At 62.2% G+C, this 23,436-nt stretch carries 23 protein-coding genes; 19 read left to right on the top strand and 4 right to left on the bottom strand.

All coding sequences use genetic code 11. From position 1 onward, the window contains the following. The first annotated feature begins 69 nt into the window (after positions 1-69). The gene (locus ACZ9IU_RS21530; protein ID WP_051899880.1) at positions 70-876 is read left to right on the top strand and encodes an aspartate/glutamate racemase family protein; all 807 of its coding nucleotides are present in this window, start codon (positions 70-72) and stop codon (positions 874-876) included. Positions 877-882: 6 nt separating this feature from the next. Here the strand turns inward: ACZ9IU_RS21530 and ACZ9IU_RS21525 are convergent, their stop codons facing one another. Beyond that, positions 883-1,809 (bottom strand): NADP-dependent oxidoreductase, encoded by a 927-nt coding sequence (locus tag ACZ9IU_RS21525; protein WP_038546929.1) that lies wholly within the window; start codon positions 1,807-1,809, stop codon positions 883-885. A gap of 27 nt (positions 1,810-1,836) precedes the next feature. After that, on the bottom strand, positions 1,837-2,592 hold the full coding sequence (locus tag ACZ9IU_RS21520) for an HpcH/HpaI aldolase family protein (protein ID WP_038546926.1): 756 nt from the start codon (positions 2,590-2,592) through the stop codon (positions 1,837-1,839). Positions 2,593-2,788: 196 nt separating this feature from the next. On the opposite strand from ACZ9IU_RS21520, the gene ACZ9IU_RS21515 reads away from it, so the two are divergent. The 3 genes from ACZ9IU_RS21515 to ACZ9IU_RS21505 are packed head-to-tail and all read left to right on the top strand — an operon-like array spanning position 2,789 to position 5,093. Next, positions 2,789-3,496, top strand: a complete 708-nt coding sequence (locus tag ACZ9IU_RS21515) for a GntR family transcriptional regulator (protein ID WP_051899878.1) — start codon at positions 2,789-2,791, stop codon at positions 3,494-3,496. Next, positions 3,493-4,587, top strand: a complete 1,095-nt coding sequence (locus tag ACZ9IU_RS21510; protein WP_038546923.1) for an LLM class flavin-dependent oxidoreductase — start codon at positions 3,493-3,495, stop codon at positions 4,585-4,587. The genes ACZ9IU_RS21515 and ACZ9IU_RS21510 overlap by 4 nt, the downstream gene beginning before the upstream one ends. Next, a complete protein-coding gene (locus tag ACZ9IU_RS21505) occupies positions 4,584-5,093 on the top strand; it encodes a flavin reductase (protein ID WP_051899875.1) in 510 nt (169 codons plus the stop codon). Before ACZ9IU_RS21510 ends, ACZ9IU_RS21505 begins: the two co-directional genes overlap by 4 nt. 43 nt (positions 5,094-5,136) lie before the next feature. On the opposite strand, the gene ACZ9IU_RS21500 is transcribed toward ACZ9IU_RS21505, so the two are convergent. Then, a complete protein-coding gene (locus ACZ9IU_RS21500; protein WP_038546920.1) occupies positions 5,137-6,414 on the bottom strand; it encodes a cysteine desulfurase-like protein in 1,278 nt (425 codons plus the stop codon). A gap of 247 nt (positions 6,415-6,661) precedes the next feature. On the opposite strand from ACZ9IU_RS21500, the gene ACZ9IU_RS21495 reads away from it, so the two are divergent. Next, positions 6,662-7,354: a GntR family transcriptional regulator gene (locus tag ACZ9IU_RS21495; protein WP_038546917.1), complete on the top strand. Its 693-nt coding sequence runs from the start codon at positions 6,662-6,664 to the stop codon at positions 7,352-7,354. Positions 7,355-7,393: 39 nt separating this feature from the next. Here ACZ9IU_RS21495 and ACZ9IU_RS21490 read toward each other — a convergent pair whose 3' ends face one another. Continuing rightward, positions 7,394-8,212, bottom strand: a complete 819-nt coding sequence (locus ACZ9IU_RS21490) for a sugar phosphate isomerase/epimerase family protein (RefSeq protein WP_038546914.1) — start codon at positions 8,210-8,212, stop codon at positions 7,394-7,396. Between the two features lie 400 nt (positions 8,213-8,612). Here ACZ9IU_RS21490 and ACZ9IU_RS21485 point away from each other — a divergent pair, with 400 nt between their 5' ends. From ACZ9IU_RS21485 to ACZ9IU_RS21420, 14 genes are all read left to right on the top strand, one after another. Next, positions 8,613-10,244 (top strand): ABC transporter substrate-binding protein, encoded by a 1,632-nt coding sequence (locus ACZ9IU_RS21485; protein WP_038546911.1) that lies wholly within the window; start codon positions 8,613-8,615, stop codon positions 10,242-10,244. A gap of 110 nt (positions 10,245-10,354) precedes the next feature. Further along, the gene (locus tag ACZ9IU_RS21480; protein ID WP_038546908.1) at positions 10,355-11,368 is read left to right on the top strand and encodes an ABC transporter ATP-binding protein; all 1,014 of its coding nucleotides are present in this window, start codon (positions 10,355-10,357) and stop codon (positions 11,366-11,368) included. Beyond that, on the top strand, positions 11,365-12,348 hold the full coding sequence (locus ACZ9IU_RS21475) for an ABC transporter ATP-binding protein (RefSeq protein ID WP_038546905.1): 984 nt from the start codon (positions 11,365-11,367) through the stop codon (positions 12,346-12,348). The genes ACZ9IU_RS21480 and ACZ9IU_RS21475 overlap by 4 nt, the downstream gene beginning before the upstream one ends. Before the next feature lie 12 nt (positions 12,349-12,360). Further along, the gene (locus ACZ9IU_RS21470) at positions 12,361-13,287 is read left to right on the top strand and encodes an ABC transporter permease (RefSeq protein ID WP_038546902.1); all 927 of its coding nucleotides are present in this window, start codon (positions 12,361-12,363) and stop codon (positions 13,285-13,287) included. 12 nt (positions 13,288-13,299) lie between these two features. Further along, positions 13,300-14,181 (top strand): ABC transporter permease, encoded by an 882-nt coding sequence (locus ACZ9IU_RS21465; protein ID WP_038546900.1) that lies wholly within the window; start codon positions 13,300-13,302, stop codon positions 14,179-14,181. A gap of 380 nt (positions 14,182-14,561) precedes the next feature. After that, the gene (locus ACZ9IU_RS21460; protein ID WP_038546898.1) at positions 14,562-15,215 is read left to right on the top strand and encodes a TerC family protein; all 654 of its coding nucleotides are present in this window, start codon (positions 14,562-14,564) and stop codon (positions 15,213-15,215) included. A gap of 281 nt (positions 15,216-15,496) precedes the next feature. After that, on the top strand, positions 15,497-16,453 hold the full coding sequence (locus tag ACZ9IU_RS21455) for a VOC family protein (protein WP_038546896.1): 957 nt from the start codon (positions 15,497-15,499) through the stop codon (positions 16,451-16,453). Between the two features lie 15 nt (positions 16,454-16,468). Beyond that, positions 16,469-17,197 (top strand): PIG-L deacetylase family protein, encoded by a 729-nt coding sequence (locus ACZ9IU_RS21450; protein ID WP_038546894.1) that lies wholly within the window; start codon positions 16,469-16,471, stop codon positions 17,195-17,197. A gap of 16 nt (positions 17,198-17,213) precedes the next feature. Then, entirely contained in the window at positions 17,214-17,885 is a 672-nt protein-coding gene (gene ligK, locus ACZ9IU_RS21445; protein ID WP_038546892.1) for a 4-carboxy-4-hydroxy-2-oxoadipate aldolase/oxaloacetate decarboxylase, read from the top strand. 53 nt (positions 17,886-17,938) lie between these two features. Beyond that, on the top strand, positions 17,939-18,994 hold the full coding sequence (locus tag ACZ9IU_RS21440; protein ID WP_080719239.1) for a 4-oxalomesaconate tautomerase: 1,056 nt from the start codon (positions 17,939-17,941) through the stop codon (positions 18,992-18,994). A gap of 15 nt (positions 18,995-19,009) precedes the next feature. After that, positions 19,010-19,882, top strand: coding sequence for an NAD(P)-dependent oxidoreductase (locus ACZ9IU_RS21435; protein ID WP_038546890.1), 873 nt, complete (start codon positions 19,010-19,012; stop codon positions 19,880-19,882). Positions 19,883-20,040: 158 nt separating this feature from the next. Continuing rightward, positions 20,041-20,799: a GntR family transcriptional regulator gene (locus ACZ9IU_RS21430; protein ID WP_038546887.1), complete on the top strand. Its 759-nt coding sequence runs from the start codon at positions 20,041-20,043 to the stop codon at positions 20,797-20,799. Between the two features lie 162 nt (positions 20,800-20,961). After that, complete coding sequence (ligM, locus tag ACZ9IU_RS21425) at positions 20,962-22,374, top strand: vanillate/3-O-methylgallate O-demethylase (RefSeq protein WP_038546884.1); 1,413 nt, start codon at positions 20,962-20,964, stop codon at positions 22,372-22,374. Positions 22,375-22,466: 92 nt separating this feature from the next. Beyond that, entirely contained in the window at positions 22,467-23,390 is a 924-nt protein-coding gene (locus tag ACZ9IU_RS21420) for a methylenetetrahydrofolate reductase (RefSeq protein WP_038546881.1), read from the top strand. Positions 23,391-23,436 lie beyond the last annotated feature (46 nt).

The following is a 23,436-nucleotide window of genomic DNA, read 5'->3' as shown; positions in this document are numbered from 1 at the left end:
AGTAAAGCCTTAAATTCTAGTTTTGACGAGTGCGAAACCGCATACGAAAGCGGACCAAACGAGGGAAATATGCGCATCTTCTGGCAGAGCTTCATCGATGCCACTGCAAGCGCCGCTTATATGACGCGGCTCTCGGATTATCTGAACGGTATTGCCGAGCCGGGCACGACCGTGGATGTCTTCGGCATCAGCCCGCCGGACCGTCATTTCGGGCGGCTGGCGGAGTTCCGCTGCGCGGCGATCGCGATCGACAACGGGCTGGAGGCGGCGAGCCGCGGATATGACGCGGTCGTCATCGGCCATTTTCAGGATCCCGGCCTCTATGAGCTCAAGTCGGCACTGACCATTCCCGTGATTGGCGCCGGCGAGGTCTGCATGCATTACGCCGCGCGGCTCGGCCGACGCATGGCGCTGGTCACCCTCGATGACGTCTTTCAGGCCTGGCATTACGAGCAGGCCGATCTCTACGGCCTCGGCGGTCGGGTGAAGCACGTCGCCGGCATGAACTGCGAGCCTTCGGATTTCAGCGCTGCCTTTGCGGGCGACGACGATGCGCGGCGGCGGATGCTTGCCAATTTCACCGCCTGCGCCGAACCGCTGGTGCGCGACGGCGCCGATGTCGTGGTGCCGGCAGGCGTGCTGCCCGGCCTCCTGGTCGGTGGCGAATACGGGTTCAAGGTGCTGCATGCGCCGGTCGTCAACACGGCGGCGGTGGCGCTGAAGAGCGCCGAGATGGACGTGCGGCTGCAGAAGATCAGCGGCATCGAGGTGAGCCGCGGGCCGTTCTGTGCGCTCGCCAGCGCGCATGCGATCGAGGATTTCCGGACTTTCGTCGCCAACGGTCGTCAGGCGCCGCTGTTTCCTAGCGGCACTTAAGAAACGTCACATCGTCAGCATCAGGCGCCCGCGCGAGACGGCGCCTTTTTCCATCAGGCGGTGGGCTTCGGCGGCCTCCGACAAGGGCATGGTGCGGGCGACCTGGGGCTTGAGCAAGCCCGCGCCGGCGAGATCCATCATCCCTTGAAGCGCTGACTTGTCGTCGGTGATCATTGCGCGGGTGACTTTGACGCCGAATTCCTCACCGCGGTCCCGGATCGGATCGGCGACCAGCCAGACCATGTGGCCGCCCTTTTTCAGCACCTTGTAGGACTTGTCGTGAACTTCGCCGCCCATCAGTTCGAAGACGATGTCCTGATCGGTGAGGATCTCGGAGAAATCCTCCTCGTCATAGGCGACGACGCGGTCGGCGCCGAGTCCGAGGACATAATCGCGGTTCGTGGAGCGGCAGGTGGCGGTGACATGGGCGCCGAGATGGTGGCAGAGCTGGACGAGCAACCCGCCGACCGCACCGGAACCGGAATGTATGAGAACCTTGTCGCCGGATTTGACTTCCGCGGTTCGCACCGCAATCCAGGCACTGAGGCCGGCATTAGTGAGTGCCACGGCGTCGATGGTCGAGAGGCTGTCCGGAATTTTGACAGCATGCTTTTCATCGACGGCGATCATTTCCGCATAACCGCCCTGGGCAAAGACGCCGGCCATGACAGCAACCCGCTCGCCGATCTTGAATTCCATCACACCGTCGCCGATGGAAATCACCGTGCCGCCGCCATCGCGGCCGGGCACGCTTGGCATCGGCAGGGTGAAGTGGTTTTGAAGATGTCCGGCGCGAAGCTTCCAGTCGAAAGGCGTGACGCTGGCGGCCTCGAGTTTCACCAGGATCTGGCCCGGTCCGGCGACCGGATCGGGCAGGTCGACATAGTGCATCACATCGGCGGGGCCGTGTTCGCTGTACTGGATGGCTTTCACGTCGTCACTCCTGGAAGTCGATGGGGCTTATGCGGAGCGCGCGGCGGCGACGTCGGCAGCGATGCCAGCGCCGAGAAACCTCGTATCGCTTGAGAGCAGATAGAAGCTGATGCCGGCTTCCGACCATTTGCCGATGTCATCGGCGGAGGGGCGGAATATGCCGACGGCCTTGCCTGCCTTGCGGGCGGCTTTGGTGATCCTGAGAATAGCCGCATCCAGCTTCTCGGCTCCATCCGGCCCTATCGCGCCGATCGAAACGGAGAGGTCGCCGGGGCCGATGAAGACCACGTCGATACCTTCGACGGCGACGATTTCTTCGACACTGGCGAGTCCTTCGGCGGTCTCGATCTGGATTGCGAGGACGAGGCTTTCATTCGCCGACTTCAGATAGTCGGGAATGCGGTAGCCGTAGCCCGCGGCACGTCCCGGTCCAACACCGCGTTCGCCAATCGGCGGATAGCGGGTTGCCAGTACGGCGGCCTTGGCCTGGGCGGCGGTCGAGACGCGCGGCACCAACACGCCGGCAGCTCCGGCATCCAGCACGCCGGCTATCGATTCCGGGGCGTGGCCCGGAACGCGCACCATGGCGGGCACGCGATGGACATCCGAGGCGCGGACGAGGTTTTCGATCAGTTCACGGCCGATCTGAGCATGCTCGGCGTCGATGCAGATGAAGTCGAGGCCGGCCGCAGCAGTCACCTCGATTGCGACCGGATGCGGGATCGCCGCGAATGTGCCGATAACGCGCTCGTGACCGATACATTTTCTGCGGAAGTCGCTCATCGGGGATACCTTCTGAAATCTGCTGAAACGGCTTTGAAACCTGCGCCAAATTAAAGTTTAAGCCTAAAATTCTGGGCGCTGCAAGTGAATTAAACGGTATACTGCAATTAACGATATCGCGCAGAGAAAAGGCAATTATTGCGAAAATTGCTTGAAATATGCCAAAATCGGTATACGGTTTTCGGAGGAGATTTCTATGTTGAAGCCGAGCGACAATCTGGTGGATGCGATCTATGCCGATCTGCGGCTGAAGCTGCAGCGGAGCGCCGTTTCGCCGACCGACCGCCTGGTGGATACCGAAATCGCCAATGCCCACGGTATTTCCCGCATGCCGGCGCGCGAGGCGCTGCTTCGGCTGGTTTCCGAAGGGTATCTGGTCGGCACGACGCGCGGCTTTGCGGTGCGGGAATTGTCGCTGGAGGACATTTCCGGGCTTTTCGAGGTGCGCCGCCAGCTCGAGCCGCGCGCCGCAGCCTGTGCCGCCCGCGACATGACGCCCGAGATCGAGGCGGAGATCACGGCGGCGATGAACCGGGTGGAGCTGGCGCTGGGTGCGAGCGATATTCCAGCCCTGCTGGCGGCCAATGTCGATTTCCGCAATGCGTGGCTCAAGGCGGTCAACAATCCGCATATGGCGGCGACGATTTCCCGCTTCATCGATTATTTCCAGTCGGTGCGGCTTGGCACGTTCGCCGACCCGGCTACGGCCTATCAGTATATCGACGGTCTTTCCCGTATTCATGCGGCCTTCCTCGCGCACGACCCGCTGATGGTTCAGGACCGCATGACGCTTTTCATGTTCGCGGCGGAGGAAGCCTACCTCTCCGTCCGGCGGCGCCAGTTGGAAGAGGCGGAGACCGCGCGTCCCGCTCGCAGAAGAATACAAAAGAGAGGAACAGCATGATCAAGCCGCATCCGCTGAAAGGCCCCAGCAGACTGAAACTCGGCGTCTTTTCGCCGAATGCGGACGGGGGGCTTGCGATTACCGACGTGCCGGAGCGCTGGCAGGCACGCTGGGAAGACAATCTCAACGCCGTGCAGATCGCCGATCGCGGTGGGCTCGACTTTTTCCTGCCGATCGCCCGCTGGAAAGGTTTCGGCGGCAAGAACCGGGTGCGTGAATGGTCCTTCGAGACCTTCACCTGGGCGGCCGGCCTTGCTTCCGTCACCGAGCGGATCGGGCTGTTCATGACCGTGCATGTGCCGCTCGTGCATCCCCTTTATGCGGCGAAGGCGCTGGCGACCGTCGATCATATCAGCGGTGGCCGGGCGGGTCTCAACATCGTCTGCGGCTGGAACCCGAAGGAATTCGGCATGTTCGGGGTGCCGCTGGTCGAGAAGGGTTATGACCAGGCCGACGAATGGCTGGAGATCATGGAGCGGGCCTATACGTCGGACGCGCCATTCGATTACGACGGAACCTATTACAAGCTGAAGGACGTCGTCAGCCGGCCAGCCAGCCTGCAGTCGCCGCGGCCGGTCACCATGAACGCCGCCTTCGGCGGGCCGGGCCGGGATTTCGCGGCCAAGAACTGCGAATACCTGTTCACCACCTTCACCGAGATCGCCGAGGCCGGCAAGCATGTGGAAGACATCAAAGCCCGCGCGGACAAGCTCGGCCGCGACGTCGGGGCCTATACGGTCTGCCACGTCGTTTGCCGTGAGACCCAGCAGGAGGCCGAGGATTATTACGAGCGTTATGCCGTGACGATGGCCGATCACGCAGCGGTCGACGCACACATGGCCGGCAAGAAGGAATTCACCCAGTCGCACGACAAAAGTGCTTACGATCTTTATCGAAAGCGGTTTGCAGGCGGTGCTGGTGGCTATCCGTTGATCGGTACGCCGGAAAAGATCGTCGAAGACATGATCGCGATCGCCGAACAGGGGTATTCCGGCATTGCCATGTCCTTCGTAAACTACACCTATGAGCTGCCTTTCTTCTGCGATCGCGTCGTGCCTTTGTTAAGAAAAGCGGGGCTGAGGGTCGAATGACGATAAATATTCAAAGCGACGAGGTGGATGCGACACGGCTCGCCTTTCGGGAAGGGATGGCGCAGCTGGCGGCGGCGGTGAACATCGTCACCACTGACGGACCAGGCGGGCTTGCGGGCTTTACGGCGTCAGCCGTCTGCAGCGTAACGGACCGGCCGCCAACGCTGCTGGTCTGCCTCAACCGGTCGAGTTCGGTCGCCGGCATGTTCGAGAAAAACCGGGTGCTCTGCGTCAATACTTTGGGTGCCGGCCACGAGCCGATGTCGAGGCTGTTCGGCGGTTCGACGCCGCAGGATGACCGGTTCGCGGTAGGCGATTGGGTGCTTGCCGCGACGGGATCGCCGCGGCTGACCGATGCGGTCGTGTCTTTCGATTGCGAAGTGGAAAATGCGGTCGAGAGCGGCACGCATCATGTTCTGTTCTGCCGGGTCGTCGGGATTGTCCACGGCCCGGAAGATGAAGAAGCACTCGTCTATTTCCGGCGCCGCTATCATCATCTCAAGTGAGATGGAGACCTCCGCGGGAGTTTGTCCCGCGGAGGTCTTTGCATCACCTGGTCTTGGCGATGATCTCGCCTAGCACCATGTCGAAACGGTCGATCTCTTCCGCCTTGTTGTAGTGGACCATCGACACGCGCATGCAGCCCGTTTCCATGGTCAGCCCGAGGCGCTTCATCAGGCGCGGCGCAAACATGTGGCCGTCGCGGCTGCCGATGCTGTTCTTGCCGAGTTCGGCCGATAGATATTGCGGCGTCAGGCCCGGGATGTTGAAGCAGATGGTCGGAACGCGCTTTTCCACCTGCGCTTCGTCGGATACGCCGTAGATCGTCGCCCCGTGCTTCTTCAAGACCGACAGCATCTTCTTCGATAGCGTCTGTTCGTAGGCGCGGATGGCGCCCATGGCGGCGGCAAGCGCATCGCGGCGCGAATGTTCGCCTTCGGGGAGGAACCTGCGGCCGAGCTCTTCGAGATAAAGCACGGCAGCATTCATGCCGGCGACGTTCTCGTAGGTGAAGGTGCCGACCTCGATCTTGTAGGGCGGCACGTCCGGAATGAAGTCTTCCTTGAAGGTAGGCAGCTTGACCAGCGCGTCATAACGGCCCCAGAGGAAGCCCATATGCGGCGAAAAATTCTTGTAGCCGGAGCAGACGAGATAGTCGCAACCCCAGGCCTGGACGTCGATCAGCGCGTGCGGACCGTAATGCACGCAGTCGAGGAAGACCTCGGCGCCGGCCGCATGCGCCAGCTTGCCGACGGTCGCGACGTCGACGATCGTGCCGATTGAATGGGCGGTCACCGTGCAGGCGATAAGGCGGGTCTTGTCGTTCAGGAGCGGCTTCAGGTCGTCGGTATGCAGCGTGCCGTCTTCGCGCATCTTCCACCAGACGATCCTGGCACCGTCTGCCTCCAGCGCCATCCAGGTGGCGATGTCGGCATCATGGTCCATGTCGGTGACGATGATCTCGTTGCGCTCCTGCAGCATCTTTGCGATGCCGAGGCTGACGAGGCGGATGAATGAGGTGGCGTTGAGGCCGAAGGAGATTTCCTCCGGACGGTAGGCATTGACCAGCAGGCCGACCGAGACGCGGGCTTCGGCAATGGTGCGGTCGACGCCCTGGCTGTGGAGATAGGGCGCCATGCGCTGCACGTTGCAGTCTACGAGATGGGCGGCAACCGCATCGACGACGGCTTGGGGCACCTGGGCACCGCCGGCATTTTCGAAGAAGATGAAGTCCTTGTATTTCTGGAGAGCCGGAAATTTCAGTCTGAGCTCATCGACCGGAAAAGCCTTGGCGAGGTTATCGCCTGCCGTGACATGCGTGTTCATGGATTTCTCCCAGGGTGTCGTATTATCGATGAAGAGGGATACAGGTGATAATAAGCCTCCCCCTATTTATGTTTGCTCGCAGCCTAATGAGCATTTGATCAAACTTTCAAATGTTCTATTGTGCCATTGGCATTTGATCAAGGGGAAACGCGTCGCGAACGGGAGATGGCCGGACGCCGGGAGACTTGAAGAGCGCGGCCTGTTATGCGAGGCCTGGTTGTGATTTGAATGGGATCAGAGGGCAAGGATGGCGGATAGCGGGCTTTTGAAGGTCACGTCGCGCGTGACCGTTCAGGATACGGTCTACGAACAGCTGCGCCGGGCGCTGATGTGGGGCTCCTTCGCGCCATCGCAGGCGATCACCATTTCGTCGCTGGCAACCGAGTTCGGGACCAGCCACATGCCGGTGCGCGAGGCGCTCCGAAGGCTTGCGGCGGAAAACGGGCTGGAAATCGGCCATAACGGCTCGGCCCGGGTGCCGGCGGTTTCGCGCGAGCGGCTCGATGATCTCTGCCAGGCGCGCATCGCGCTCGAGGGGCTGGCGACGGAACTTGCCGCCAAACATATGACCGACGAGGATATCGACCGTTCGGAAGTGCTTGCGCGCGAGCATGAGGAAACCGGCAAGGCCGGCGACGTCTACGGCATGCTGCGCAAGAACCAGGAGTTCCACTTCGGCATCTACGAGGCTTCGCGTTCCGAGGTGCTTCCCCAGCATATCGAAATGCTCTGGCTGCGGTTCGGCCCCTATATGCGGATGCTGACCAATTACGTGGAAAAGGAATTCGACAAGGGCGTCGTACACCCATTCTCGTCCTATCACTTCCGGATCGTCGCGGCGCTTCGCGAGCGCAACGGCGCGCTGGCGCGGGAGATGATGGTGGGGGACATTCTCGCCACTCAGTCGCATTTGAGGGATATGTCTCCGGAACTGCGCTAACCTCGGCGCGGCCGCCGGGGTTAGCTTTTAAACTCAAGGTTACTGGCCGAGGCCGAGCGAGGCGAGATACTCGACCGAAGCCGGGATCTTCGACTTATCCTTGATCTCGACGATCAGGCGCGGATTGCTGGTGAGATCGGCAAGTGCCTGGAAGACCGACGGCCAGAGGATATCGCCTTCACCAAGCGCCCAGTGGCGGTCTGCGTATCCGTCGGCGTCCTGCAGGTGGACGTGCTGCAGGCGGTTGCCGGCGGCCTTCACATAATAATCGACCGGCGGCGCGCCGGTGGAACCATGCGCGTAATGGGCATGGCCGGTATCGATCGAGACCGCGACGGCCGGCGAATTGAAGCTATCGGCGAGTGCCACGCGGACGTGCTGGTCGATGTCCTCGATGTTTTCCAGAACGATCACAGCGCCGATATCTTCGGCCTGCTTGACGGCGTCCCTCATCGTCAGATGCACGTGCTCGACGACGCGCTCGGACTCGCCCCTGTTGTTGTCGAGGTTGTTGTAGGACCAGGTCGTATAGGGGCTGTGGGCGACCATCTGCGTCGCGCCGATCGCGGCGCAAACGTCGAGGCCCTGCTTCAGGCGCTTTGCGACGACGGCGCGGATATCCGGGTCATTCGAGGCGATGGTGAAGCCCCAGAACGGGCCGTGGATGCCCAGGCGGCCTTCAAAACCGTCCAGCAGCTTTCTGGCGCGGGCGGCGAGCGGCATCCAGTCGCCGTTCAGGACGTCGGCGGTGGTGAAATCCTGGAGTTCGAGATCGCGCTGTTTTTCGAAAAGCCAGTTGCGGTGAACTTCGAGCTCGCCAAGCGTCATGGCGGCGCCGATCACGGGGAGGGAAGACATGGAAAACTCCGTCAAAAATAAAGGAAATATCGGGGGAGGGACGCGCAGGAAGAAATCCGCGCAGGCTCCCCATCTCAGAATTTTGTGTCGGTAGTATTACATTTGTAACGCAAGATGATGAAATTTGCATGCGTGTTCAATTTCATCGAATCGCCAAGTTAGCGTCACGGAACTGATACACAGGCTGGCCAAATAGCCCCTGCAAATCAGGGGGTAGTCGTGAGCTGCAGTAAGACGCTTCTCATCGTTGTTCGTCGGGGCGGGCGGCTTTCGCATTCGCAGCCCGAACGGATGGCGTGCCGTTGGCGGCCTAGGCTCTGCGAACCCCTTAGCCGTCACCGCTCAAGCTCGCAGGGGCTGATCGAGCTCGTCCATTAACCGAAGCCAAAGGACAATTTCCATGGTCAACTTCACCCGCCGCAGCACGCTCGGGCTTGCCGGCGCCGCTGCCGGTTCGCTGATCCTGCCGCGCTTCTCGTTCGCCCAGGGTGCCAAGCGCCCGTCGATCACGATCGCCGTTCAGAAGATCACCAACAACAACACGCTCGACATCTGGAACGAACAGTCGAACGTCGGCGAGCGCGTTTTCTTCCCGAACCTCTGGGAAGGCCTCATCCTGCGTGACTGGATGGGCAATCAGGGGCCGCTTCCGGGTCTTGCAACCGAATGGAAGCGCATCGACGACAAGACGCTCGAACTGAAGCTCCGCAAGGGCGTCAAGTTCCACAACGGCGACGAGTTGACAGCAGAAGACGTCGTCTTCAGCTTCTCCGCCCAGCGCCTGTTCGGCACCACCCAGCCTGCCGGCGGCAAGACCATCTTTGCCGACGACAACAAGCCGGTCACCGCCAAGGAATTGCCGGCCGCCATCCCGGGCATCGGCCGCCGCCTGTGGCCGGCACTCGCCGGCGTCGAAGCCGTCGACAAATACACCGTCCGTTTCCACAACGCGACGCCTGATGTCACGCTCGAAGGCCGCCTCTACGCCTTCGGCAGCCAGATCGCCAACCGCCGCGCCTGGGACGAAGCCAAGACCTACGTCGATTGGGCCCGCAAGCCGGTTACGACCGGCGCCTACATGGTGGGCGAATACAAGCCGGACGTCTCGCTGACGCTCGTTGCCTTCGACGAATACTGGGGTGGCCGTCCGCCGCTCGCCCAGATCCGCTTCGTCGAAGTTCCGGAAGTCGCTTCCCGCGTCAACGGCCTGCTCTCCGGCGAATACGACTTCGCCTGCGACCTGCCGCCGGACCAGATCGCCACCGTCAAGGCTGCCAAAGGCTTTGAAGTTCAGGGATCGACGATCAACAACCACCGCATCTCGGTCTTCAACACTCAGAACCCGATCCTTGCCAACCCGCTGATGCGCCGCGCCATGACGCATTCGATCGACCGCCAGGCGATCGTCGAAGCGCTGTGGGCCGGCCAGACAAAGATCCCGGCCGGTCTGCAATTCCCGTTCTACGGCCCGATGTTCGTCGAGGGCTGGAAGGTTCCGGAATTCAACGCCAAGCTCGCCCAGGACCTGATCAAGCAGGCCGGTTACAAGGGCGACGTAATCCCGTTCCGCCTTCTCAACAACTACTACACCAACCAGACCTCGAACGGTCAGATCATGGTTGAGATGTGGAAGCAGGTCGGCCTCAACGTTCAGATCGAAATGAAGGAAAACTGGGGTCAGATCCACGATCCGGCTGGCGTCAAGGGTGTTCGCGACTGGTCGGCCTCGGCCGCCTTCAGCGATCCGGTCTCCTCGATCGTCGCTCAGTTCGGTCCGAACGGCGAGGTGCAGCAGAAGAAGGACTGGACCAATACTGAGGCAAACCAGATGGCGTCGATCCTGGAAACCAGCACCGATGCAGCTGCCCGCAAGAAGGCTTTCGCCCGCATGCTGGAAATCTGCGAGCGCGAAGACCCCGTCTACCAGGTCCTGCACCAGAACGCCGTGTTCACGGGCATGAAGTCATCGCTCAAGTGGAAGGCCGCTCCGGCCTTCGCGATGGACTTCCGCTCCTCCAACTGGGCGATCTGATCGGATTGTTCTCCTCTGCTCCGGCGACCATGCGGCCGCCGGAGCGTCTGTTTTCAAAAACGGCAATGTCTTCGGTCCGGAACCGGCGGGAGGCAGGAGTATGGCGGGATATGGATAGAGCATCGTCCAATCTGGTGGAACTGCGTGACCTCAAGGTCGCCTTTGACGGCGTCCAGGTTCTGCACGGTATCGATCTCAACGTGGGCCGGGGCGAAGCGGTCGGTCTCGTCGGAGAATCGGGATGCGGAAAATCGGTGACGTGGCTTGCTGCTCTGGGACTGCTTCCCGGCAAGGCGAGTGTCAGCGGTTCCGTTCAGCTTGATGGGCAGGAACTCGCCGGCGGTCCCCGCGAGGCTTTCGAGCGGGTGCGCGGCGGCCGGATCGCGATGATCTTTCAGGACCCGTCGAGCTCGCTCAACCCGGTGCTGAGGATCGGCCGCCAGATCGTCGAGACTCTGTCGTTGCATCGCGGCCTCCGGGGCGATGCAGCCAAAAGAGAGGCGCTGCGGCTGCTGGACATGGTCGGCATTCCCGATGCCCGCCGCCGTTTCGATCTCTATCCCCACGAATTCTCGGGCGGCCAGTGTCAGCGGCTGATGATTGCCATGGCGCTTGCCGGTGAGCCGGACCTCCTGATCGCCGACGAGCCGACCACCGCGCTCGACGCGACGATCCAGGCGCAGATCCTCGACCTGCTGATCCAGCTCCGGGCTGAGACCGGCATGGCGACCGTGTTCATCAGCCACGATCTCGGCGCCGTTTCCCAGGTTTGCGAGCGCGTCTGCGTCATGTATGCCGGCCGGATCGTCGAGGAAGGCACTGTCGCCCAGCTTTTCTCCGAGCCGCGCCACCCTTATACGCGCGGTCTTTTCGACGCGATCCCGCGGATCGACGGTCCCCGCCAGCGGCTGATCCCGATCCCCGGCACGGTTCCGAACCCGAAACATCTGCCCGAAGGCTGTTCCTTCTCTCCTCGCTGTTTTCGGGCGGTGGAAGCCTGTCGCAGCGAGCGCCCTTCGCTCGAAACGTCGGCCGATGGCCGGCAGCTCGCCTGCTTCCGGCCGGTTCCGGCCAGTGAGCCTATCGAGACAAGAACCAGAATGACCGAGGACATGCTGCAATGACCGCCCTCATCGAAGCGGACAATCTCGTCCGCGTCTATCAGATCCGTCGCGGCCTGTTTGCACAGCCGCATCCGGTGCGCGCTGTGGACGGCATTTCGCTGGCACTGAAGCCCGGCGAAACGCTGGGCGTTGTCGGCGAGTCCGGCTCGGGCAAGTCGACTCTCGGCCGGATGCTGCTCGGCATCGATGCCGCCCAGGGTGGCGAGGTCCGGTTCGAAGGCAAGCCGATGCCGGACCTGAAGACGCCGGAATGGCGCGCGCTGCGGGCCAAGATGCAGTTCGTCTACCAGGATCCGCTGGCAGCGCTCGACCGGCGCGTGACGATCGCAAAACAGATAGGCGAGCCGCTGGACATTCACAGGCTCATTCCGAAGCAACACCAGGAGGCCCGCGTCGCCGAGCTGATGACGGCCGTTGGCCTGCGTCCGGATCAGGCCGGGCGCTACCCTCACGAACTGTCGGGCGGCCAGCGGCAGCGCGCGGTGATCGCCCGCGCGCTTGCCGCACGTCCCAAGCTCCTGGTTTGCGACGAACCGGTTTCCGCGCTCGACGTCTCCATCCAGGCACAGGTCGTCAACATGCTGCGCGATCTGCAGGAGCAGAACGGCATCGCCATGGTGTTCATCAGCCACGACCTCAAGGTGGTGCGCAACATCGCCGACCGGGTAGCGGTGATGTATCTCGGCCGGATCGTCGAGGAAGGCTCTTCCGACGTGATTTTCCATTCGCCGCAGCATCCCTATACCAAGGCGCTGGTTTCAAGCGTGCCGGTGCCCGGCAAGATCCTCCAGGGACGCGTCATCCTCCAGGGTGAGCCGCCGAATCCGGCCAATCGCCCACTTGGCTGCGCCTTCCACCCTCGTTGCGCGCTGGCGCAGGACGTCTGTCGTTCCGTCGTGCCGCAGCTCCGCCCGATCGGCAACGGTCGCACGGCCGCCTGCCATGTCGTGGCCGGCGAAGCCGCCTCGATTGCGGCCTGAGAGGAGTTCCTGATGATCCGCTTCATAGCCGTCCGACTCCTTCGGGCAATGATCACCATCTTTGCCGTCGTCACCTTCGCCTTCGTCGTGCTGCGCATGTCGGGCGACCCGGCGCAGGTCATGCTCGGCCCGGACGTGCCGCAGGAAGCCGTCGATGCGTTCCGCCGTTCCTGGGGGCTCGACCAGCCGCTCTGGATCCAATACGTCGCCTATATCAAATCGATCTTCACCGGCGATTTCGGCGTGTCGATGCGTGACAAGGCGTCGGCACTGGATCTGGTGCTGCAGCGCCTGCCTGCGACGCTGCAGCTCACGCTGCCGGCGCTGCTTCTCAAGCTTGTCTTCGGCATTCCGGCGGGCGTCTATGCGGCGCTGCATCGCCAGAGCTTTGCCGATCGTGGCGTGATCCTGCTTGCGGTACTCGGCTTCACGATCCCGTCCTTCGTGATGGGCCTCCTCCTGGTGCTGATCTTCGCGGTCATCCTCGGCGTGCTGCCGTCCGGCGGCCAGGATACCTGGATGCACGGCATCCTGCCGACGGTGACCATGAGCATCGGCGGTATCGGCATCCTCGCCCGTTTCTCGCGCAGCGCCATGATCGAGGTGATGGGCCAGCCCTATATCCGCACCGCCTCCGCCAAAGGCCTGAAATGGGGCGACGTGGTCTGGAACCATGCGCTGCCGAATGCGGCGGTGCCGATCGTGACGATCGTCGGCTTCATGGTCGGTTCGCTGATCGCTGGCGCCGTGGTGGTCGAATCGATCTTCTCATGGCCGGGCATCGGCCGCCTGCTGATCGTCTCGGTCAGTAACCGTGACCTTGCCGTCGTCCAATGCATCCTGCTGATCATCGCCGCCGCGATGGTGGTTTCGAACCTGGTCGTCGACCTGCTCTACGGCTGGCTCGACCCCCGCCTTCGCTCCAACGCGGCGCATTGAGGATAAAGAGATATGGCTACGATCAATCTGTCGGAAACCGCGCGGACGCCGGGCTGGTATGCGACTTTCGTCACCCGCCTTCGCCGCAACGTGCCGTTCACCGTCGGTCTCGGCATTCTCTGGCTGGCGGCCATGGTGGTGGTTGCGATCTTCGCCGACCAGATCCGCCCCTACAACATCACCGCGATGGACCTGTCGAGCCGCCTTTCCCATCCGGGCGCCCTGAAACATCTGCTAGGTACCGACGAGCTCGGCCGCGACGTGCTTTCGCGCCTCCTCCAGTCGGTCCGGGTGTCGCTGATCATCGCCTTCGGCGCGACGATCCTGTCGGCGGTGTTCGGTACGGCGCTCGGCTTCGCGGCCGCGCAGTTCCGGGGTGCGGTCGAGCATCTCGTGCTGGTGCTGGCCGATTTCCAGGCAGCATTGCCATTCCTGATCATGTCGCTCGCCGTGCTTGCCTTCTTCGGCTCGTCCATGGTGCTGCTCGTCTGCCTCATGGGTTTCTACGGCTGGGAACGTTACGCCCGCATCGCCCGCGGCCTGGCGATCTCGGCAAGCTCTCAAGGATATGCGGCCTCCGTCGTGCAGCTCGGCGCGACGCCGGCACGCGTCTATTTCCATCATATCCTGCCGAACGTCGCCTCGACCCTGATCGTCTCGATGACGCTGACTTTCCCGGAAATCATCCTGATGGAAAGCGGGCTGTCTTTCCTCGGCCTCGGCGTGCAGCCGCCGGAAACGAGCCTTGGCAACATGGTCGGCTTCGGTCGCGAATACCTGACCCGCGCGCCGTGGATCATGCTCGCCCCTTCGGTGGTGATCATGCTGACCACGCTGTCGATCAGCATCGTCGGCGACTGGCTGCGCGACAAGCTCGATCCGACCCTTTCGTAGTCCCAAACGTGGCGTAATCTCAGGTGGCGGCCGCAAGACCGGCCGCCACCTGCATCTGTATTGCGGGGTGGAATTGCAACGGATCGTCAACGATCCGGCCGGAAACAGCGCTATTGCGGGCTGTTTCATAAACTCGCCACTTGAGTTTCTGCAATCATGCCGCTAAATCTCAGGCCACCAGGACCGGGCCCCTCTGACAGTTCATCTCTGAGCTGTGATGTCGGACTGGATTAGTCCAACTTGGGTGCCTGGTGTTTGTGGAAATCATGTGACGACAACGGCGGTGACCTACACGGCAGGCGGAATGCAGGTCGTGAGCGTCTTAGGTTCGTCTCGGTCCACACGCGGGCACTCCCGCCTTTTAAGAGATTGGGTGCCAAATGATGGAATTCTTTACGCCGGAGGCGTTGTCCGCGCTCCTGCAGGTTATCATGATCGACCTCGTGCTGGCCGGCGACAACGCGATCGTCATCGGTCTCGCGGCTGCCGGCCTGCCGAAGGAACAGCGGTCCAAAGCCATTCTGGTCGGTATCATCGCGGCGACCGTGCTGCGTATCGGTTTCGCGCTTGCCACGACCCAGCTGCTGCAGATCGTCGGCCTGCTGCTGGCCGGGGGCGTCCTGCTTCTCTGGGTCTGCTGGAAGATGTGGCGGGAGCTGCGTACGCCGCATCATCATGAGGATACAGCCAGCGAAGCGCTGCTGGAGGCCGACCTCAACGCCGATGGCACGGTTGCCGGCGGGGCTCCGCGCAAGACTTTCGCCCAGGCCGCCTGGCAGATCGTCATTGCCGACGTCTCCATGTCGCTCGACAACGTGCTCGCTGTTGCCGGTGCTGCCCACGAACATCCGGGCGTGCTGATTTTTGGTCTGGTCCTGTCGATCGCGCTGATGGGTATTGCGGCGAGCTTCATCGCCCGCCTGCTCAACAAGCATCGCTGGATTGCCTATGTCGGTCTCGCCGTCATCCTTTACGTCGCGCTCGAAATGATCTGGCGCGGCTTTCACGAAGTTGCGCCCTATATCGGTGGGTAATGTCTTCCGGCGCGGCGGTCCTGCCGTCGCGCCGTTTCCTTCGGGACTTTAAAGCCCCGTCTTCGCTCGCCATTTGCCAAGCCGCTTTTCCCTGATCTCAACCAAAACTTATGCCGCGTCAGCAGAACCTATTCGTCAGGCTGCCGATCTGCTTTTATGTCTTCATGCCAAGCTGCGGTGCCCTATGCGCCGGCCGTGTTGGAGTGGAGGACGCGGGCTCGATTTTTGGAGGAGATGCGCCTATCCGCCGGGCGCGATAGATCGATCATCTAGGAAAAGCCATGACCGAACCCTGTTATGATGTCGCCCATCTCGGCCACGTCGAGCTTTATTCAGACCGTTTCGACGAGTCGCTCGACTTTTTCACCCGTGTCTACGGGCTGACCGAAAGCGGCCGCGAGGGCGACAGCGTCTATCTGCGCGCCTATGACGACTACGAATTCCACACGCTGAAGCTCACCAGGCATCACACGACCGGTGTCGGCCACATCGCTTATCGCACCTCGTCCGCCGAAGCGCTGGAGCGCCGCGTCAGGGTGATCGAGGAAAAGGGCTGGGGCGTCGGCTGGAGCGAAGGCGACCTCGGTCATGGCCGCGCCTACCAGTTCAAGAGTCCCGACGGCCACCTGTTCGAGCTCTATTGGAACACCAGGGAATATGTGGCGCCGCCGGAGGAAAAGCCGGCGCTCAAGAACATTGCCCAACGTTATCATGGTCGCGGCGCAAGCCCGCGCCGCCTCGACCACGTCAACCTGCTTGCCGCCGATGTCAGCCTGATCCGCGAATTCATGACCACGGCGCTCGGCAGCCGGGTCACCGAAATGATCCAGCTCGACAACGGCCGGATCGGCGGCTGCTGGTTCACCATCAACAACAAGACCTATGACCTTGCCTGCTCCGAGGACCATACCGGTTCGCACGGCCGTTTCCACCATGTCACCTATGCCTGCGACCAGCGCGAGGACATCCTGCGTGCCGCCGACATCTTCCTGGAAAATGGCGTTCACATCGAATCCGGTCCGCATAAGCATGCCATCCAGGGCACGTTCTTCCTGTATGTCTGGGAGCCGGCCGGCAACCGCGTAGAGCTCGCCAATGCAGGCGCGAGACTGATCCTTCGTCCCGACTGGAAGCCGGTCGTCTGGACCGAAGCCGACCGCAAGAAGGGCCAGGCCTGGGGGATGAAGACGATCGAAACCTTCCACACGCACGGCACGCCGCCAGTGGCACACAAGTAAGTCAAGAGGCATCCCATGGCAAAGACAGCATTGGTCATCAGCGCCCACTCGGCGGATTTCGTCTGGCGTTGCGGCGGCGCGATCGCGCTTCACGAGGAAAAAGGCTACGACGTCACCGTCGTCTGCCTGTCCTATGGCGAGCGCGGCGAAAGCGCCAAGCTCTGGAAGAACCCGGGCATGACGCTCGAAAAGGTGAAGACCGAGCGCCGCAGGGAAGCGGAAAATGCTGCCAAGGCCCTCGACGTTACCGACATCCAGTTCTTCGATCTCGGCGACTATCCGCTGGTCGTCGACCAGGACGCCAAGTTCAAGCTGGTCGACGTGATCCGCAAGGTTCAGCCGGAATTCATGCTCTCCCATTCCAAGTGGGACCCCTATAATACCGACCACATGTACGCCACGCAGGTAGCGATCGAAGCGCGCATGATCGCCCAGGCCTGGGGTCACAATCCGGGCGAAAAGATCCTTGGCGCGCCGCAGCTCTATCTCTTCGAACCGCACCAGACCGAGCAGATGGAATGGAAGCCGGACGTCTTCCTCGACATCTCTCCCGTCTGGGAAAAGAAGTGGGCGGCCATCCAGTGCATGGAAGGTCAGGAACATCTCTGGCACTTCTACAAGAACGTCGCCGAGAACCGCGGCAACCACTTCATGCGCAATTCCGGTGGCCAGGCCAGCGGACGCAAGTCGACCCATGCGGAAGGTTTCCAGTCAGTCTTCCCGCGCACCGTCGACGAACTTTGATAGGGGACGAACTCTGATGCCGGTCGTCGTCCAGAATATCGAACGCGCGGATCAGTCGGTCATCGACCGGCTGGCCGCCTGCGGTGTCGCCACGGTGCATGAAGCGCAGGGCCGCAAGGGCCTGCTCGCCAGCTACATGCGGCCGATCTATCCGGGTGCGCGCCTTGCGGCGAGCGCCGTCACCATCTCGGCGCCTCCGGGCGACAACTGGATGCTGCATGTGGCGATCGAGCAGTTGAAGGCCGGCGACATCCTGCTTCTCGCTCCGACCAGCCCCTGCGAAGACGGTTATTTCGGCGACCTGCTTGCGACCTCCGCCCAGGCGCGCGGCTGCAGGGGCTTGATCATCGATGCCGGCGTGCGTGACGTGGTCGATCTCACCCAGATGAAATTCCCGGTCTGGTCGAAGGCGGTCTATGCTCAGGGCACGGTCAAGGAAACGCTCGGCTCGGTCAATATTCCGGTCGTCTGCGCCGGCGCCTATGTTCGGCCCGGCGACGTGATCGTTGCCGACGACGACGGCGTCTGCGTGGTTGCCCGCGAGGAAGCCGAAGCGGTTGCCAAGAAGGCGGAAGCCCGGGTCGCCGCTGAAGAAGACAAGCGCAAGCGGCTTGCCGCGGGTGAACTCGGCCTCGATATCTATGACATGCGCGGCAAGCTCGCCGAAAGGGGCCTGAAGTATATCTGAGCGGTGGAGGCCGTTTTCTCTTTTCCCCACCGGGGAGAAGAAGGGAGATCGAGATGAGTGAAACTGAAACCGGCGTCCGTTGCATGTGGATGCGTGGCGGCACCTCCAAGGGCGGATATTTTCTCGCTGATGACCTGCCGACCGACCGTGACAATTTCCTGCTGCGGGTGATGGGTTCGCCCGATCCCCGCCAGATCGACGGCATGGGCGGTGCCCACCCGCTGACCTCCAAGGTGGCGGTGGTTCGGAAATCCGAGCGGGAAGGGGTCGATGTCGACTATCTCTTCCTGCAGGTCTTCGTCGATCAGCCGATCGTCACCGACGCACAGAACTGCGGCAATATCCTCGCCGGCATCGGGCCTTTCGCCATCGAGCGCGGGCTGGTGGCGGCAAAGGGCGACAAGACCGAAGTCTCGATCTTCATGGAAAACACCGGGCAGATCGCCATTGCGACGATCGAGACGCCCGGCGGCCAGGTGACCTACAAGGGCGAGGCCCGGATCGACGGGGTGCCGGGGACTTCGGCACCGGTGCCGATCGTGTTTGCCGATACGGCCGGTTCCTCCTGCGGCGCGCTGCTGCCGACCGGAAACCCGGTTGACGTGATCGAAGGTGTTGCCTGTACGCTGATCGACAACGGCATGCCCTGCGTCGTCATGCGCGGCGACGTGCTCGGTATTACCGGCACGGAAAGCCCGAAGGATCTTGAAGCGAACCAGGAGCTGCGCGCCAAGCTGGAGGCGATCCGGCTGAAGGCCGGGCCGATGATGAACCTCGGTGACGTCGCGAAGAAATCCGTGCCGAAGATGACGATGGTCTCCGCGCCGACGGCGGGCGGGGCGATCTCGACCCGCACCTTCATCCCGCATACGTGCCATGATGCGATCGGCGTGCTCGGCGCGGTCAGCGTGGCGACCGCCTGCCTTCTGCCGGAAGGTCCGGCGTCGGAACTCGCGGTCATTCCGGGGGGCGACGAGAAGCTGCTGTCGATCGAGCACCCGACCGGCGAGATGAGCGTCATCGCCACCATGAAGGACGGCGAAGTCCATCGCGCGGCGGTGTTGCGCACGGCGCGCAAGCTTTTCGACGGCGTTGTTTTCGGCGACTGAGGGTAGGACACGCGCATGAGGATAGCATTCCTGGGCTTTGGCGAAGCGGCACGCGCCTTTCATGACAGCCTGGCGCCGAAGCTCGAGAACGGCGAATTCCGCGCCTACGATCTCCTGCTTAACGATGCCGAAAAGGCGGGCGAGATGCAGACGGCGATGACCAGCCGCGGCGTCCGGCCGGAAGCCTCGCCCGCGGGTCTTGCCGATGCCGAGTGGATCTTCAGCGCAGTCACCGCCGACCAGAGCCTCGTCGCTGCCCAGTCGATCGCGCCGCATCTCGGCCAGGGCGCGCTGCTGATCGACATCAATTCCGTGTCCCCCGGCCGCAAGTGCGAGACCGCCGCGCTGGTCAATCAGACCGGCGCCGACTACCTCGACATGGCCGTGATGGCCCCGGTCCATCCGAAGGGCCATGCGACGCCGGTTCTGATTGCCGGCAAAAGCGCGGCCGAGCTTCTGGAACGTTTTCGCGGTCTCGGCTTCAGCGCCGATGTTGCCGGAGAAGCCGTGGGTTCTGCGACAGCCATCAAGATGGTGCGCTCGGTATTCGTGAAGGGCCTGGAAGCGATCACCGTCGAGGCTCTTCTTGCGGCGGAGGCGTCGGGCTGTTTCGAGGAGATCCTGACCTCGCTCTCCCAGAGCTTTCCGGGCCTCGACTGGTCGAAATTCCCGGATTACCAGTTCGAGCGCACGACCCGCCACGGCCGCCGCCGGGCCGCCGAGATGCGCGAAAGCGGCGTCACGCTCGATGCGCTGGGGCTGAACGGCGGTCTTGCCCGCGAGATTGCCGCGGTCCAGGACGAGATGGCGGCGAGCGGCGTAAAGCCGACCGGCGATCTCAGGGATACAATTGCGCGGGTCCTTTCGGCTCGGCGTCAAGGCAAATAAGATCGCGTCTTCAGGGCGTTGCCTTGTATACGCGGTATGTTTTACGCTCCAAACCCCGTGCCATCATCCACAGCCTGAACCGCCTGTATACATGAGGCTTGGCCAATCCATCAGATGTGGCTAAGATTTGCCGATCGACAGGCGGAGGTTGCGCCGGCTTGTCTTCAGGCAAAGGTGCGGATTTGGAAGAGACCTCGAGAACGACCCACACGATGCGTGCGCTGATGGAACTGCGCAAGAAGATCCTGAGCGGCGACTACCCCGGAGGCACCCGGCTTTTCGAAGTTTCGCTGGCCGAGACGCTGCAGATTTCCCGAACGCCGGTGCGCGAAGTGATGTCGCGTCTTGCGGAAGAGGGATTGCTGGACCGGTTGGCGAATGGCGGTTTCGTGGTCCGAAGCTTCACCTATGCGGATGCCGTCGACGCGATCGAGCTGCGCGGTGTACTGGAAGGGACGGCGGCGCGGCTTGCCGCCGAACGCGGCGTTTCGCAGGCCGGCTTGGATCAGCTTCGGGAAATCCAGGCTCGGCTTGACGATTGTTTCGGGGAAGCCGCCGACGAGGTGGATCTGGAAGCCTATTCGGAGGCGAACGCAAAGTTCCATGTGGTGCTGGTCGAGCTTTCCGGCAGCACGGTAATCCAGCGGGAGGTCGAGCGCGCGACGCGGCTGCCGTTCGCGTCGCCATCGGCTTTCCTGTCGGGCCGGGCCCACGTGGCGGCCTTCCGTCAGTCGCTGCATATCGCCCAGGAACAACATCGCACTTTGGTGCAGGCGATCGCCGGCCGTGAAGGTGCAAGAGCGGAATTTATCGCCCGCGAACATGCCCGCATCGCCCGAAAGAACCTCGAATATGCGGTCTTCGAGGATCCGGAACTGATGCTGACCGTTCCCGGCCTGGTGCTCCTCAACTCCTGAAAGCTAGGGTGTCCGCTGAAGGTTTTTGATGGCCGGAAGCCTTCGGTTTACTATCCGAAGGCGATCATCAGCCTGCCGAATATTTCCCCTTGAATTTGTCTGCCGATGCCGTCATGTATACACGACATCTCAAGCCACAGACAAACCATAGGGAGGAATTCCGTGACTCAGGCCAATCTCACTCAAGTTTTGAAGGATGCGGGCAACACCGTCGAGCATCTGCGTAACTCCAAGACCGGCATCTATGTATACCCGGTCGTGGCTCCGGAATTTTCCAACTGGCGTTCCGAACAGGCTGCATGGCGTGAAGGCGCCGTCCTTTTCGACCAGTCGCATCACATGGACGAACTGGTCGTCGAAGGTCCGGACGCTGCCAAGTTCCTTGAAAGCCTGTCGATCAACAGCTTCGCCAATTTCGGCGTCGACCGCGCCAAGCACTACGTTCCGGTCACGCCTGCCGGCCATGTCATCGGCGACATGATCATCTTCCGCGAAACCGAAGAAAAGTTCGTTCTCGTCGGCCGCGCGCCGACCGCCAACTGGCTGCTCTACAACGCGTCGCTCGGCAAGCATAACGTCAAGCTGACCCACGACCCGCGTTCGCCCTCGCGTCCGGACGGCAAGCTTGTCACCCGCATCCACTACCGCTTCCAGATCCAGGGTCCGGATGCGCCGAAGGTCTTCGAAAAGATGAACGGCGGCCCTATCCCGGAAATCAAGTTCTTCCACGTCGACTGGATCAATGTCGGCGGCCGCAAGGTTCAGGCTCTGCGCCACGGCATGGCCGGCGCTCCGGGTCTCGAAATCTGGGGTCCGTATGCGGAGAAGGACGAAGTCCGCGCGGCCATCATCAAGGCTGCTGAAGAAGCCGGCGTCGATCTGCGCCCGGTCGGCAGCCGCGCCTATGCCACCAACACGCTGGAATCCGGCTGGATCCCGTCGCCGCTTCCGGCGATCTACACCGGTGACGAACTGCAGGCCTATCGCGACTGGCTTTCTGCCCAGAGCTACGAAGCTTCGGGTTCGATCGGCGGCAGCTACGTCTCCGACAAGATTGAAGACTATTATCTGAACCCCTACGAACTGGGTTACGGCGTCTACGTCAAGTTCGACCACGACTTCGTCGGCCGCGCGGCCGTCGAAAAGCAGAAGGCGACCCCGCAGCGCCGCAAGGTCACCTTCGAGTGGAATTCCGACGACGTCGTCAAGGTTATCGCTTCGGCTTTCCAGCCCGGCGAACAGGCTGCCAAGTGGATCGACTTCCCGCTCTCCAACTACGCTTCGTCGAGCTTCGACAAGGTTCTGAAGGATGGCAAGGTCGTCGGCCTGTCGATGTTCAACGGCTATAGCTACAACGAGCGTTCCATGCTGTCGCTCGGCGTCGTCGATGCCGACATCGAGGAAAACGACATCCTGACGCTCATCTGGGGCGAGCCGGATGGCGGTACTTCCAAGACCTCGGTCGAGCAGGGCCATAAGCAGGCCGAGATCCGCGTTCGCGTCGCAGCCGTGCCCTACGCTCAGGAAGCGCGTGAAAATTACGCCGAAAGCTGGCGCACAAAGAAGGCCCTCTAAGCAATGGGCGTGCGAGAACGGGCTGTTCTCGCACGCCGCTCCGTCCGTCTGACCGGACGTTTTTCATTGGCTAAACGGGGGGAGGATCAACAATGGCACTTTTAAATTTGTTCAGGAGCAAGCAGGAAGAGAAGTCCGTGGAGCCGGTCAGCTTCAGGGACCTTATCGACGGCTATTCCATCGAAGTCATGCCGCGCACGGCGGCCAAGATCGAAGATTTCAAGACACTGCTGCCGAAGGGCACGCGGGTCTATATCGCCCATATCGACGGAACGCCGATCGAGGACATGGTGCAGACCGCAAGGCGCTTGCACGAAGACGGCTTCCCCGTCATGCCGCATTTTCCCTCCCGCATCATTGCAAGCCATGCGATCCTGGAGGACTGGATCAAGCGCTACAGAAACGAGGCGGGCGTGGAACAGGCACTGCTGCTCGGCGGCGGCGTATCGACCCCGGCCGGCGATTTCGACAGTTCCATCCAGCTGATCGAGACCGGCCTGTTCGACCGCTACGGCTTTAAGCGGCTGCATGTCGCCGGCCATCCGGAAGGCAACAAGGACATCGACAAGGATGGCGGTCACAGGATCGTCGACGAGGCGTTGAAGTTCAAGCAGGCCTATTCCGAGCGCACCGATGCGGAGATGGCGATCGCCACCCAATTCGCCTTCGATGCCAAGCCGGTGATCGCCTGGGCCGAGCGTATCGCTGCCGCCGGCGTCAAGCTGCCGATCCATCTCGGCATTGCCGGCCCGACCAAGCTCCAGACGCTCATCAAGTTCGCCATCGCCTGCGGCGTCGGCCCCTCGCTCGGCGTGCTGCAGAAGCGCGCGATGGATCTCAGCAAGCTCTTGGTTCCCTACGAGCCGACCGAAGTGCTGGCTGACATCGCCAACTACAAGACCGCCCATCCGGAAAGTCTGCTTCAGCAGATCCATGTCTTTCCGCTCGGCGGCATCCGTGCCAGCGCGGAATGGATGAACGAACAGCTGACCGGCGAGCGCAGCATCGCATTGTGACTTAACCGAAACGGGGCAAGTGCTGGGCTTGCACCGTTTCGACCCG

This window comes from Mesorhizobium sp. USDA 4132 (genome assembly GCF_056279545.1).
Note: the sequence above shows the minus strand (reverse complement) of the source record. Positions and strands in the feature narration are given on the sequence as shown.